The sequence below is a fragment of the Klebsiella sp. CN_Kp106 genome (assembly GCF_040064575.1).
Lineage (GTDB): Bacteria > Pseudomonadota > Gammaproteobacteria > Enterobacterales > Enterobacteriaceae > Klebsiella > Klebsiella michiganensis.
Map to the genome: position 1 here is coordinate 280,819 of NZ_JBEAIG010000001.1, position 12,180 is coordinate 292,998.

The window sequence follows — 12,180 nt, forward strand, 5'->3', positions numbered from 1 at the left end:
TTAGATTTCTGGAAATTATTGACAATTTTCATGCGAATCTTTAAATAATTTAACCGATTCAGCTTTGCAGGTTTTATTTTCCGCTTTTACGATGTCTTTTATTTGATAATTAATTGTTAATTATTTGTGTTGTTTTGCGGGTAGTTATGCTCATTCTCTTATAAAGCCTTTCGTTCTTATCCCTTTCGTTATCAATCCCGCCTAAATCAAGGTTTGCAAGCGATAATGTCACACTCCGTAACATATGTGACAGGGCAAGCAGAAGCCGCTAACATAGAGCAGACACAGCTCCAACTATGTTTACAGTAATGCAACCTTCCCGTAAAATGCCCGTACACTTTAAGCGCCACCAGATTCCGTGGAATTGAGGTCGTTCAATGAGACTTAGGAAATACAATAAAAGTTTGGGATGGATGTCATTAATCGCAGGCACTGTATTACTCAGTGGTTGTGATTCTGCACTCCTCGACCCAAAAGGACAGATTGGACTGGAGCAACGCTCTCTGATTCTGACGGCCTTCGGCCTGATGATGATCGTCGTTATTCCAGCCGTCTTGATGGCAGTAGGATTTGCCTGGAAGTATCGTGCGAGCAATAAAGATGCGAAGTATAGCCCGAACTGGTCACACTCCAACAAAGTGGAAGCTGTGGTCTGGACGGTTCCTATCCTGATCATCCTGTTCCTGGCCGTTCTGACCTGGAAAACCACTCACGCATTAGAGCCGAGCAAACCGCTTGCTCACGATGAAAAACCTATCACTATCGAAGTCGTTTCGATGGACTGGAAATGGTTCTTCATCTATCCGGAACAAGGCATTGCTACCGTCAACGAAATCGCCTTCCCGGCGAACGTACCGGTACACTTCAAAGTGACCTCCAACTCCGTGATGAACTCGTTCTTTATCCCACGTTTAGGTAGCCAGATTTACGCAATGGCCGGGATGCAGACTCAGCTGCACCTCATCGCGAACGAAGCTGGTACTTACGACGGTATCTCCGCCAGCTATAGCGGCCCGGGCTTCTCAGGAATGAAGTTCAAAGCTATCGCCACGCCGGATCGTGCAACCTTCGATCAGTGGGTAGCGAAAGCCAAAGAGTCTGCGAACGCCATGGACTCCATGGAAACGTTCGACAAACTGGCTGCGCCTAGCGAATACAACAAAGTGGAATACTTCTCTAACGTGAAACCAGATTTGTTTAAAGATGTTGTTAACAAATTTATGTCTCACGGTAAGAGCATGGATATGACCCAACCTGAGGGCGAGCACGCAGCGCACGAAGGAATGGAAGGCATGGACATGAGCCACGCGGAAACCGCTCACTAAGGGGCCGAGGAAGAAAACGATGTTCGGAAAACTTACACTGGATGCAGTGCCCTACCATGAACCCATTATTGTGGTTACGGTGGCTGCAATTATCATTGGGGGACTGGCGCTTCTGGCGGCCATCACTTACTTCGGTAAGTGGTCCTACCTTTGGAATGAGTGGCTGACTTCGGTTGACCACAAACGTCTCGGTATCATGTACGTTATCGTAGCAATCGTCATGTTGCTGCGTGGCTTCGCTGACGCCGTTATGATGCGTAGCCAGCAGGTGCTGGCCTCGGCCGGGGAAGCAGGCTTCCTGCCGCCTCACCACTACGATCAGATCTTTACCGCCCACGGCGTTATCATGATCTTCTTCGTAGCGATGCCGTTTGTTATCGGTCTGATGAACCTGGTGGTTCCGCTGCAGATCGGCGCGCGCGACGTTGCCTTCCCATTCCTTAACAACCTGAGCTTCTGGTTCACCGTTGTGGGCGTGATTCTGGTTAACCTCTCTCTGGGCGTCGGTGAATTCGCGCAGACCGGTTGGCTGGCCTATCCGCCGCTCTCGGGAATTGAGTACAGTCCGGGCGTCGGGGTCGATTACTGGATCTGGGCTCTCCAGCTATCCGGTATTGGTACAACGCTCACCGGTATTAACTTCTTCGTAACGATTATCAAGATGCGTGCCCCTGGCATGACCATGTTCAAGATGCCGGTGTTTAGCTGGGCATCTCTGTGCGCCAACATCCTGATTATCGCCTCCTTCCCAATTCTGACCGTCACCGTCGCGCTGCTGACCCTGGACCGCTACCTGGGCACCCATTTCTTTACCAACGATATGGGTGGCAACATGATGATGTACATCAACCTGATTTGGGCCTGGGGTCACCCGGAAGTGTACATTCTGGTTCTGCCGGTATTCGGTGTCTTCTCCGAAATCGCCGCAACCTTCTCGCGTAAGCGTCTGTTTGGCTACACCTCGCTGGTATGGGCAACAGTGTGTATTACCGTTCTGTCGTTCATCGTTTGGCTGCACCACTTCTTTACTATGGGTGCGGGCGCGAACGTAAACGCCTTCTTCGGTATTACGACCATGATTATCGCTATCCCGACCGGGGTTAAGATCTTCAACTGGCTGTTTACCATGTACCAGGGCCGTATCGTCTTCAACTCAGCAATGCTGTGGACGATTGGCTTTATCGTGACCTTCTCCGTAGGGGGTATGACCGGCGTACTGCTGGCGGTACCGGGCGCAGACTTCGTGCTGCACAACAGCCTGTTCCTGATCGCGCACTTCCATAACGTCATCATCGGCGGCGTGGTGTTCGGTTGCTTCGCAGGTCTGACCTACTGGTGGCCTAAAGCCTTTGGCTTCACCCTGAACGAAACCTGGGGCAAACGCGCTTTCTGGTTCTGGATCATCGGCTTCTTCGTCGCGTTTATGCCGCTGTACGTACTGGGCTTCATGGGTATGACCCGTCGCCTGAGCCAGCAGATTGACCCGCAGTTCCACCCGATGCTGGTTGTTGCAGCCTGCGGTGCGGCGCTGATCGCTTGCGGTATTCTCTGCCAGCTGATTCAGTTCTACGTGTCTATCCGCGATCGCGAGCAGAACCGTGACCTGACCGGCGACCCGTGGGGCGGCCGTACGCTGGAGTGGGCAACCTCTTCTCCTCCGCCGTTCTACAACTTTGCTATCGTTCCTGTCGTTCACGAGCGTGACGCGTTCTGGGAAATGAAAGAAAAAGGCGACGCGTATAAGAAACCGGCTGGCTATGAAGAGATTCATATGCCGAAAAACAGCGGCGCGGGCATCGTGATTGCTGCTTTCGCAACGGTGTTTGGTTTCGCAATGATCTGGCATATCTGGTGGATGGCGATTGCAAGCTTCGTCGGTATCCTGGTGACCTGGATTATTAAGAGCTTTGACGAGGACGTGGATTACTACGTGCCGGTTGCAGTAGTCGAAAAACTGGAAAATCAGCATTTCGATGAGATTAACAAAGCAGGGCTGAAAAATGGCAACTGATACTCTTGCGCATAACGCCCACGCGCACGAACACGGGCACCATGATACAGGACCGATGAAGGTATTCGGTTTCTGGATCTACCTGATGAGCGACTGCATTATCTTCGCCACTCTGTTCGCTACCTATGCCGTTCTGGTGAACGGCACGGCGGGCGGTCCGACCGGTAAAGATATTTTTGAACTGCCGTTCGTTCTGGTTGAAACCGCGCTGCTGCTGTTCAGCTCCATCACCTACGGCATGGCGGCTATCGCCATGTACAAAAACAACAAGAGCCAGGTGGTTTCCTGGCTGGCGCTGACCTTCCTCTTCGGGGCAGGCTTCATCGCGATGGAACTCTATGAATTCCATCACCTGATTGTTGAAGGTATGGGCCCGGATCGCAGCGGCTTCCTGTCAGCGTTCTTCGCGCTGGTCGGCACCCACGGTCTGCACGTGACCTCTGGTCTGATCTGGATGGCGGTGCTGATGGTTCAGGTTTCTCGTCGCGGCCTGACCAGCACGAACCGCACCCGTATCATGTGCCTGAGCCTGTTCTGGCACTTCCTGGACGTCGTGTGGATCTGCGTGTTCTCTGTTGTTTATCTGATGGGGGCGATGTAATGAGTCATTCTACCGATCATAGCGGCGCTTCTCACGGCAGCGTGAAGAGCTACATGACAGGTTTCATCCTGTCGATCATTCTGACGGTTATCCCGTTTGCAATGGTGATGAGTGGATCTGCATCGCATGCGGCTATTCTGGGAACCATCCTGGTCACTGCGGTTGTGCAGATTGTGGTACACCTCGTGTACTTCCTGCACATGAACAGTAAATCGGACGAAGGTTGGAACCTGACCGCATTTATCTTCACCGTAATCATCATTGCTATCGTAGTTGTCGGCTCCATCTGGATTATGTGGAACCTGAACTACAACATGATGATGCACTAAGAGCGGCGAGTATGTTTAAGCAATACCTGCAAGTAACGAAACCAGGCATTATTTTTGGCAACCTGATCTCCGTGATTGGCGGTTTCCTGCTGGCCTCCAAGGGCCACATCGACTATCCGCTTTTTATCTGGACGCTCCTCGGAGTATCCCTGGTGGTCGCCTCGGGTTGTGTTTTCAACAACTATATCGACCGTGATATCGATCGTAAGATGGAACGGACGAAAAACCGGGTGCTGGTCAAAGGGCTGATCTCGCCAGAAGCTTCGCTGGTATACGCCACCCTGCTGGGTATTGCTGGCTTCATGCTCCTGTGGTTTGGCGCGAATCCCCTGGCCTGCTGGCTGGGGGTGATGGGGTTCGTGGTTTATGTCGGCGTTTACAGCCTGTACATGAAGCGCCACTCCGTCTACGGCACGCTGATTGGTTCTCTCTCCGGCGCTGCGCCGCCGGTGATTGGCTACTGCGCGGTTACCGGTGATTTTGACAGCGGTGCCGCGATTCTGCTGGCGATTTTCAGCCTGTGGCAGATGCCTCACTCTTACGCTATCGCGATTTTCCGCTTCAAGGATTATCAGGCAGCGAACATTCCGGTACTGCCGGTAGTGAAAGGCATTTCGGTAGCGAAAAACCATATCACCGTTTACATCATCGCTTTCGCCGTTGCCACGCTGATGCTCTCCCTGGGCGGCTACGCTGGATATAAATATCTGGTTGTCGCTGCGGCGGTGAGCGTCTGGTGGCTCGGAATGGCGCTGCGCGGTTATAAAGTGGCGGATGATAAAGTCTGGGCGCGTAAGCTGTTCGTCTTTTCCATCGTAGCCATTACCGCGCTGTCGGTGATGATGTCCGTCGACTTTATGGTGCCGGATTCACACAACCTGCTGACCATGGTCAGATAGTGTCTCTCAATGGCGTATCGCACGATACGCCATTACTTATTTCCCCCTGTTAATCTCGCATCGCCGATGGTTGTAAATCATTCTCCCCACCCTATTATTCTGAGATTGTGCCCTCAACCCTCTCAACGCTTTCTCTGCCCCTGGCTAAATTCCGCTTCAGCGTCCTCGATCAAAGACGCCCCCCGTACATGCCTTTCTCCGCTTACTGCCGGAACGCGTTTAGCCATACTGATGCGATAATAGTCACGCAGTACTGCCAATTCGTTTCGACAAATAGCCGCATCAGATTCATCAGCAGCAATTCATTATCCTGCAGCCATCGTTTATTTAGATGAATTAAAATTGGTTTTAACGCTGGTACTGTCAATAAAATGAGCACTATATACCGGCTAATGATTCCGTTGTTTAACGAATCATCGCTAAGCACGGTTTTCCCACTGCGGTCGGCAATGGTATCTTTGAGATATGAATCCCGCCGCCGCGCTACCCCGTACGGCGCCGAGTGGTTTAGCTGCATATATACGGTAAATAAATTTATTGTGCGCAAAATAGTATAAGAGATATATCGCGAAATTTTTGTTTCGTCGAACGCTGACGTCATTCGGGTTAGCAAACCATAGACAGGCTCTCGTTCATTCAGCGGGCTGCGCTTCCTTCATTCCCGGTGGGCGAATGTGAAATCGAAAATTAACATATTAACGTGAGGTATGGTGCCAGGGTGATGTTCTCATGCCCTCCCCTCCTCCGCACGAACAGGCGGTCTTTTGCCATGAATATTTTTCTCTCCGGTTCATATAGCATCTCTATTGAACAATAGTAAAGTTTTCAATGAAAAAAAAGCTGTCCGTCTTATTTCCGCCTGCAACCACTTTCAGCGCGTTTTTCTTTATAAGGCCCTCATGCAATTTCACATTAAAGCCAGATGTGCCGAATAAAAAATTCATACTCATGGCTTACGCCGTTATCTCTGAAGAAAACTTCATTTTATTAAATTTGTATGAAATTGAATATTTCACATATTAATACTCTGGATTAACATAATTTAAGAGTGTTAGTATTTCTTCCGTGGGTAAGAGACCCACTAATAAAAATTAATCAAACTTAACAAGGAATACCAATGAAAGAATTAACTATTGGCGAAATGGAATCTATTTCTGGTGGTTTTAATGTGTTCGGCAGCATTGCTAACAGCATTTCCAGCATTTCCAGCATTATTAATAATACAGCAAGCCATCTGAGCGATTTTATTACCTCCGCAGGTGCTACCATCGCCAATGCCATCGTTAACGATACCATTGCGTTCGGTGATTACCTGAGCGGCACATCTACGTGGCAGGATTTCGTTGCCTCAAGCAACGAAAACTGGAGCAATTCTGTGCACGACCTGTCGGGCGAGTGGAACACTTTCACTAACAGCATCACCGCCTAATATCGGTTCGTCATTCTCAGGGCAGGATTCTTCCTGCCCTTTTTTTTGCCTACCGTAAGCTCTCTCGGCACGAGGATGAGTGAATCGTCTGCGCCTTTGGTTTTAACCCACCAGCATCGCCTGAGCGCTATAGAGCAAATCCAGATGATCGCGGCATAGTGCCTCAATCGAGGTTCTTGACTGATGGCTGGTTAAACTCAGCGCTCCCCAGTAAAGCCCTTCCCGATCTGACAGCGGCACGGCCAGGACCAGCATGCCAATTTCAAACTCCTGCTCAATCGCGGCGTATCCCTGGCGACGAACCTGAGCGATCTTTTCCATTAACGCCGCCACGTCCGTCACCGTATAGGGCGTACGCTGCTCGCGGCGGATCCGCTGCAAAACGGTTTCACACTCGGTTTCCGCTAAGGAAGCCAGCCATAGTCGCCCTCCGGCGGTACAGTAAATCGGCACTCTCTCCCCCAGACGCACTGAAGTCGAGTTAAACGGCGTGTGTTTACTGCGGGCGATATACACCAGCTCGTCATCATCTATCACGCCGACCGAAGCGTGCTCTTCCGTCCGACTGGCGATGTACTCCACGATCGGTCGTACCATGCGTGGGAACTGCGCCGAATCGACATACGCCTGCCCCAGCCTTAACGCTTTAGGCGTTAGCCAGTAATGACGTCCGTCGGTTTGCAGATAGCGCTCGTGCAGCAGGGTAAGGAAAAAGCGCCGCGCGGCGCTTTGCGTCAGGCCGCTCATTTTCGCCGCCTGCGGCACGGTGAGCCGGGGGAACTCTTTTGAAAATAGCTGGATCAGCGCCAGCCCTTTTTGCAGGCCGACGATCAGATCGCGGGTATGAATCTGGTTTTGCATACTTGTTCACACTTTCGCAACAATACAATCAGTTTAGCGCGATTATCGCAGTGGTAGTGCGATTAACAACCAGTATGGCCGAATTCTGCGTTGTCGCTCTCAGCTTCCGCTGAAATACTTTCACAACATTCATTTAACAAAATGAGGTTTGAAATGGTCAGTGGATTCACTCAGGTCGTCGCCGTCATCGGCCACCCGATTACCCAGGTTAAGTCGCCGGAGAATTTCAACCGCTTCTTTGCTGACCAGCAGTTGGACAGCGTGATGATCCCGGTTGATATCGCCCCCGAAGCCGTTGCTGACTTTCTGCAGGCCCTGCGCGGCTGGCACAACATGAGCGGCGTCCTGGTCACCGTTCCGCACAAACAGCGGGCCGCCGCCCTGGTCGACGAGTTAACCCCGCGAGCTCAGCACCTCAATGCCATTAACGTCATCCGTAAGCTGGCCGATGGCCGTTTACAGGGCGATATGCTCGACGGCGTCGGTTTTCAGCTTGCCGCAGAGGCGCACGGCTTTAGCGCCGCCGGTAAAAAGGGGCTGCTCTCCGGCTGCGGCGGTGTGGGCAGCGCTATCGCGTGGGGGCTTTGCGAAGCGGGTATCCGCCAGCTGGCCCTTTATGATCAGAATCCCGCCACCCTTCAGCTGCTGCATAACCGGCTGGCCACCCATTTTCCGCACGTTCATCTCGTCGACCTGCCCGCTACGCTTGCCGGCCTGGATTTGCTGGTGAATGGTTCCCCGGCGGGAATGGCCGGTTTCGAGCCGTTGCCGCTGCCGCAGACGCTGCTGGAAACCCTTCCGCTATCCACGCATGTCGCCGACGTGGTGACCGCCCCGATCATCACCCCGCTCCTCGCCTTCGCCCGGGATCGCGGCTGCGCGATCCAGACCGGGCCGGAGATGGCGCTGGCGCAGATGAAACTGATGGGGCAATTCATCGGCGCCATCGCGCAGGAACAAGGAGCGGCGGCATGAAAAGCTGGGATGTCATCGTTATCGGCAGCGGCGCCGCAGGTTTTGCCGCGGCGGTGACCGCCAGCTGTAAGGGACTGTCGGTGCTGATGCTGGAAAAAGCCCCGCAGTTTGGCGGCACCTCCGCCATTTCCGGCGGCGCGGTGTGGATCCACGATAGCGATCAGGCGCGGAAAATGGCCGTGGGCGGCAGCCCGCAGGCCATCGAAACCTATCTGCGGACGATTATCGGTGAGCCTCATTATCGTCAGGATCTGGTGGATGCCTTTATCGCTTCAGGGCGCGAGGCGCTGGCGTTTCTTGAAAAAGAGGGCGCGGTGAAATATAGCCTGCGCCCGCTCTCTCCGGATTATTACCCGGATGAGCCCGGCGCCGTCGATGTCGGGCGGGCGCTCGAGGTGGTGGAGTTTGACGGACGGGAACTGGGTGCGCATTTTCGCGACCTCCGCTCTCCCCCACCGGGAATGCTGCTGTTTGGCGGGATGATGGTTAACCGGGTTGATATCCAGCACTTTCTCGATATGCGCCGCTCCCCGCGCTCGTTCGCGCACTGCGGCAGACTGTTGCTGCGCTTCGGTCGCGATCGCCTGCGGTACCCTCGCGGTACCCGCCTGGCGATGGGCAACGCGCTGATCGCCCGCATGGCGACGCTCGCCTTTCGCAAAGGTATGCAGCTCAGGCTCAACGTCAACGTGCTTTCGCTGAGCGAACGCAATGGCGAGGTGACCGGCGTAGAAATTGAGCACGAGGGACAAAAGCAGGCCCTTGAAGCCCGCTGCGGGGTGGTACTGGCGGCGGGTGGTTTTGCCGCAGGCAGGCTGGCTGAACGCTATCGCCCCCAGACCCGCGAGCACTACACCATGTCCCCCGCCGCCAACGACGGCGCCGCGCTGCGCCTTGCCGCCGCGGTCAATGCCCGGGAAGGGGCTGACCTGCCGTCTAACTTTTTCTGGGCGCCGGTCTCGGTTTTACAGCATCCCGACGGCACGCAAGAGCGCTTCCCTCATCTGGTCACCGATCGCGCCAAACCTGGAGTGATTGCCGTCAACCAGCGCGCGGTGCGCTTCGTGAACGAATCTAACTCTTATCACCACTTCGCCAGCGCCATGCAAAGCCGGGCAGAAAATGCGCCCTGCTTTCTGATTTGCGACGCCCTGGCCATGAAGCGCTACGGCCTCGGCCTGGCGCGCCCTGCCCCGGTCAATAATGACGCGCTGGTGAAAGCGGGCTATCTGCATAAGGCCGATACGCTGCCTGAACTGGCGCAGCGGCTCGGCCTGGATCCGCAGACGCTCGCTGACACGGTGGCTCGCTACAACCGCGACGCCGCTCAGGGCCTCGACCCGGCGTTCACCAAAGGCGGCAACAGCTATAACCGCGCGATGGGCGACCCCGGCCACCGGCCAAACGCCTGTAACGCTCCGCTGACCCGCGCGCCGTTTTATGCCGTCACCCTCTATACCGGCGATCTCGGTACCTCGCGCGGCCTGGTCACTACCGCCGATGCTCAGGTCATTAACCAGCACGGTGAACCGATTAAAGGCCTCTATGCCGTGGGTAATGATATGGATTCGATGATGGCCGGAACCTACCCCGGCCCAGGTATTACGCTCGGCCCGGCGCTCACCTTCGGCTATCTCTCAGCCAGCCATATGGCGCAACAACACGCACTATAAACAGGAGAAAATCATGATCTATGAAAAACGCACCTACACCATCAATCCGCTGAAAATGGCCGACTGGCTGGCGCTGTACAAAAGCGATGCTTACGCCGTGCAAACCGAGCACCTCGGTAAGCTCATCGGCTTCTTTTTTACCGAAATTGGCGTGGTCAATCAGGTGGTGCATATCTGGGCCTATGAAAGTCTGGACGATCGCCTGGCGCGTCGGGCGCGCATGGCGCAGGACGAACGCTGGCTGACGTTCTCGCGCAAAAACCGCGAGCTGGCCGCCGTCGAGCGTCTGGAGTCGGTGCTTCTGCGCCCCACTGATTTTTCACCACTGCAATAAGGAGAGGGTCATGAGCGGGCAGATGAACGTGGATGTTCTGGTCGTCGGCTCCGGCGCGGCGGGGCTCTCTGCCGCCGTCACCGCCGCGCTCGGCGGCGCCAGCGTACTGGTTGCGGAGAAAGAGTCGGTCATTGGCGGCACCAGCGCCTGGTCCGGCGGCTGGCTGTGGATCCCGCGTAACCCGCTGGCTCGTGAAGAAGGGATTGAAGAAGAACCGGGCGCGCCGCTCGCTTATTTACGCCATGAAATGGACGGTGAGCCTGCCGATGCGCGTCTGCTTGCCTTCTTACAGTACGGACCGGAGATGATCGACTTTTTCCGCCGCCGTACCGCCGTGCAGTTTCTTTCCGGCAGCAAAATGCCCGATTTTCACGCTTCACCGGGCGCTGCGCTGGGCGGCCGCTCGGTCACGGCGCAGCCTTTTGACGGACGGCTGCTGGGCGACTGGCTGCATCGCCTGCGGCCTCCGTTGGAGACCATCAGCCTTGCGGGTATGGGCATTGCCGGCGGCACGGACATGGCGCACTTTTTCAACGCGACCCGCTCACCGGGCTCGGCGCTGTATGCGACCCGCCGCCTGCTGCGTCACGGCTGGCAGCGGCTACGCGCCGGTCGCGGACAGCATCTGGTTAACGGCAACGCGCTGGTCGCCCGCCTGCTGCGTTCGGCGCTGGATGCGGGGGTTAATTTTCAGCTTAACGCGCCGGTAGAACGTCTGCTTGCCGACAACAACGGCGTTGCAGGCGCGATATTACGCAGCGACGGCGGCGCGCTGAAGGTTCGCGCCGGCGCGGTGCTCCTCGCCTGCGGAGGCTTTCCTCACGATAGGCAGCGTCTGGCCGAAAATGTGCCGCACGCCGCCAGCGGCTACGGCCACTTCTCCGCCGCGCCCCCGGGCAATCAGGGGGATGGCATTCAGCTCGGCGAAGCGGTCGGCGGCCAGTTTGATACCTCACTCAGGCACGCCATGGCCTGGGCGCCGGTGTCGCGCGTTACCCTCGCCAGCGGACTGCAGTTGCCGTTCCCGCATCTGGTTGAGCGCGCTAAGCCCGGCTTTATTGCCGTGTTGCCTAACGGTAAACGCTTCACCAATGAAGCCGACTCTTATCATGATTTTATTGCCGCGCTGCTGGACGCGACGCCGTCGGGCGAAACGCCGCAGGCGTGGCTAATTGCCGACGGCCGTGCGCTGCGGCGCTACGGATTGGGCCATGCTCGCCCCTTCCCGTTTACCCCCGAGGCCTGGCGACGGACCGGCTATCTGTACGTCGGTGAGACGCCGGAAGCGCTGGCGAAAACATGCGCCATCAATCCGCAGCAGCTAACGGAAACGATCGCCCGGTTTAACGGCTTTGTAGACCAGGGAGAGGATAAGGATTTTCAGCGCGGCGCCTCGGCCTATAACCGCGCGCAGGGTGACGCCAGCCGCTCGCCCCACCCCACGCTCGGGAAACTCAGCCATGGGCCTTTTTATGCGGTACGTATATTGCCCGGCTCGCTGGGTTCCTTCAGTGGACTAATCACCGATGAAAATGCCCGTGTTCTCAACGCGCAGCGGCAGCCGATCCAGGGGCTTTTCGCCATCGGCAACGATATGTCGAGCGTGATGCGGGGATTCTATCCCAGCGGCGGTATCACGCTGGGTCCGGCCATGACTTTTGGCTATCTGGTCGGAAAAAACCTGGCAGAAAATCTCAATAAAACAACGCAGTAAAAGCATTCCACCAGGGACGGCAATACGCA

11 protein-coding genes are annotated in these 12,180 nt (G+C 55.4%); 10 read left to right on the plus strand and 1 reads right to left on the minus strand.

Translation table 11 applies throughout. The annotated features are described in order from the left end of the window. Positions 1-377 precede the first annotated feature (377 nt). The 6 genes from cyoA (at position 378) to ABLU96_RS01270 (ending at position 6,594) form a co-directional block, all read left to right on the plus strand. On the plus strand, positions 378-1,325 hold the full coding sequence (cyoA, locus tag ABLU96_RS01245; protein ID WP_348862264.1) for a cytochrome o ubiquinol oxidase subunit II: 948 nt from the start codon (positions 378-380) through the stop codon (positions 1,323-1,325). A gap of 19 nt (positions 1,326-1,344) precedes the next feature. Then, a complete protein-coding gene (gene cyoB, locus ABLU96_RS01250) occupies positions 1,345-3,336 on the plus strand; it encodes a cytochrome o ubiquinol oxidase subunit I (RefSeq protein WP_004848247.1) in 1,992 nt (663 codons plus the stop codon). Continuing rightward, entirely contained in the window at positions 3,326-3,937 is a 612-nt protein-coding gene (locus ABLU96_RS01255; protein WP_004099525.1) for a cytochrome o ubiquinol oxidase subunit III, read from the plus strand. Before cyoB ends, ABLU96_RS01255 begins: the two co-directional genes overlap by 11 nt. Then, positions 3,937-4,266, plus strand: a complete 330-nt coding sequence (locus ABLU96_RS01260) for a cytochrome o ubiquinol oxidase subunit IV (protein ID WP_004099523.1) — start codon at positions 3,937-3,939, stop codon at positions 4,264-4,266. Before ABLU96_RS01255 ends, ABLU96_RS01260 begins: the two co-directional genes overlap by 1 nt. Positions 4,267-4,277: 11 nt before the next feature. Beyond that, on the plus strand, positions 4,278-5,165 hold the full coding sequence (cyoE, locus tag ABLU96_RS01265; protein ID WP_004129778.1) for a heme o synthase: 888 nt from the start codon (positions 4,278-4,280) through the stop codon (positions 5,163-5,165). A 1,117-nt stretch (positions 5,166-6,282) separates the two neighbouring features. After that, on the plus strand, positions 6,283-6,594 hold the full coding sequence (locus ABLU96_RS01270; RefSeq protein WP_348862266.1) for a hypothetical protein: 312 nt from the start codon (positions 6,283-6,285) through the stop codon (positions 6,592-6,594). A 102-nt stretch (positions 6,595-6,696) separates the two neighbouring features. On the opposite strand, the gene ABLU96_RS01275 is transcribed toward ABLU96_RS01270, so the two are convergent. Next, positions 6,697-7,455, minus strand: coding sequence for an IclR family transcriptional regulator C-terminal domain-containing protein (locus ABLU96_RS01275; RefSeq protein WP_032748248.1), 759 nt, complete (start codon positions 7,453-7,455; stop codon positions 6,697-6,699). A 153-nt stretch (positions 7,456-7,608) separates the two neighbouring features. On the opposite strand from ABLU96_RS01275, the gene ABLU96_RS01280 reads away from it, so the two are divergent. The 4 genes from ABLU96_RS01280 to ABLU96_RS01295 are packed head-to-tail and all read left to right on the plus strand — an operon-like array spanning position 7,609 to position 12,151. Continuing rightward, positions 7,609-8,430, plus strand: a complete 822-nt coding sequence (locus ABLU96_RS01280) for a hypothetical protein (protein WP_032748247.1) — start codon at positions 7,609-7,611, stop codon at positions 8,428-8,430. Next, on the plus strand, positions 8,427-10,103 hold the full coding sequence (locus ABLU96_RS01285) for an FAD-dependent oxidoreductase (protein WP_049083430.1): 1,677 nt from the start codon (positions 8,427-8,429) through the stop codon (positions 10,101-10,103). Before ABLU96_RS01280 ends, ABLU96_RS01285 begins: the two co-directional genes overlap by 4 nt. Positions 10,104-10,116: 13 nt before the next feature. Further along, on the plus strand, positions 10,117-10,437 hold the full coding sequence (locus tag ABLU96_RS01290; protein WP_004133454.1) for an NIPSNAP family protein: 321 nt from the start codon (positions 10,117-10,119) through the stop codon (positions 10,435-10,437). A 10-nt stretch (positions 10,438-10,447) separates the two neighbouring features. Further along, the gene (locus ABLU96_RS01295) at positions 10,448-12,151 is read left to right on the plus strand and encodes an FAD-dependent oxidoreductase (RefSeq protein WP_064405104.1); all 1,704 of its coding nucleotides are present in this window, start codon (positions 10,448-10,450) and stop codon (positions 12,149-12,151) included. Positions 12,152-12,180 lie beyond the last annotated feature (29 nt).

Excerpts from the sequence above, each read along its gene's own strand:
- cyoA (WP_348862264.1), top strand. The coding sequence starts at position 378 with ATGAGACTTAGGAAATACAATAAAAGTTTGGGATGGATGTCATTAATC.
- cyoB (WP_004848247.1), top strand. The coding sequence starts at position 1,345 with ATGTTCGGAAAACTTACACTGGATGCAGTGCCCTACCATGAACCCATT.
- ABLU96_RS01255 (WP_004099525.1), top strand. The coding sequence starts at position 3,326 with ATGGCAACTGATACTCTTGCGCATAACGCCCACGCGCACGAACACGGG.
- ABLU96_RS01260 (WP_004099523.1), top strand. The coding sequence starts at position 3,937 with ATGAGTCATTCTACCGATCATAGCGGCGCTTCTCACGGCAGCGTGAAG.
- cyoE (WP_004129778.1), top strand. The coding sequence starts at position 4,278 with ATGTTTAAGCAATACCTGCAAGTAACGAAACCAGGCATTATTTTTGGC.
- ABLU96_RS01270 (WP_348862266.1), top strand. The coding sequence starts at position 6,283 with ATGAAAGAATTAACTATTGGCGAAATGGAATCTATTTCTGGTGGTTTT.
- ABLU96_RS01275 (WP_032748248.1), bottom strand. The coding sequence starts at position 7,455 with ATGCAAAACCAGATTCATACCCGCGATCTGATCGTCGGCCTGCAAAAA.
- ABLU96_RS01280 (WP_032748247.1), top strand. The coding sequence starts at position 7,609 with ATGGTCAGTGGATTCACTCAGGTCGTCGCCGTCATCGGCCACCCGATT.
- ABLU96_RS01285 (WP_049083430.1), top strand. The coding sequence starts at position 8,427 with ATGAAAAGCTGGGATGTCATCGTTATCGGCAGCGGCGCCGCAGGTTTT.
- ABLU96_RS01290 (WP_004133454.1), top strand. The coding sequence starts at position 10,117 with ATGATCTATGAAAAACGCACCTACACCATCAATCCGCTGAAAATGGCC.
- ABLU96_RS01295 (WP_064405104.1), top strand. The coding sequence starts at position 10,448 with ATGAGCGGGCAGATGAACGTGGATGTTCTGGTCGTCGGCTCCGGCGCG.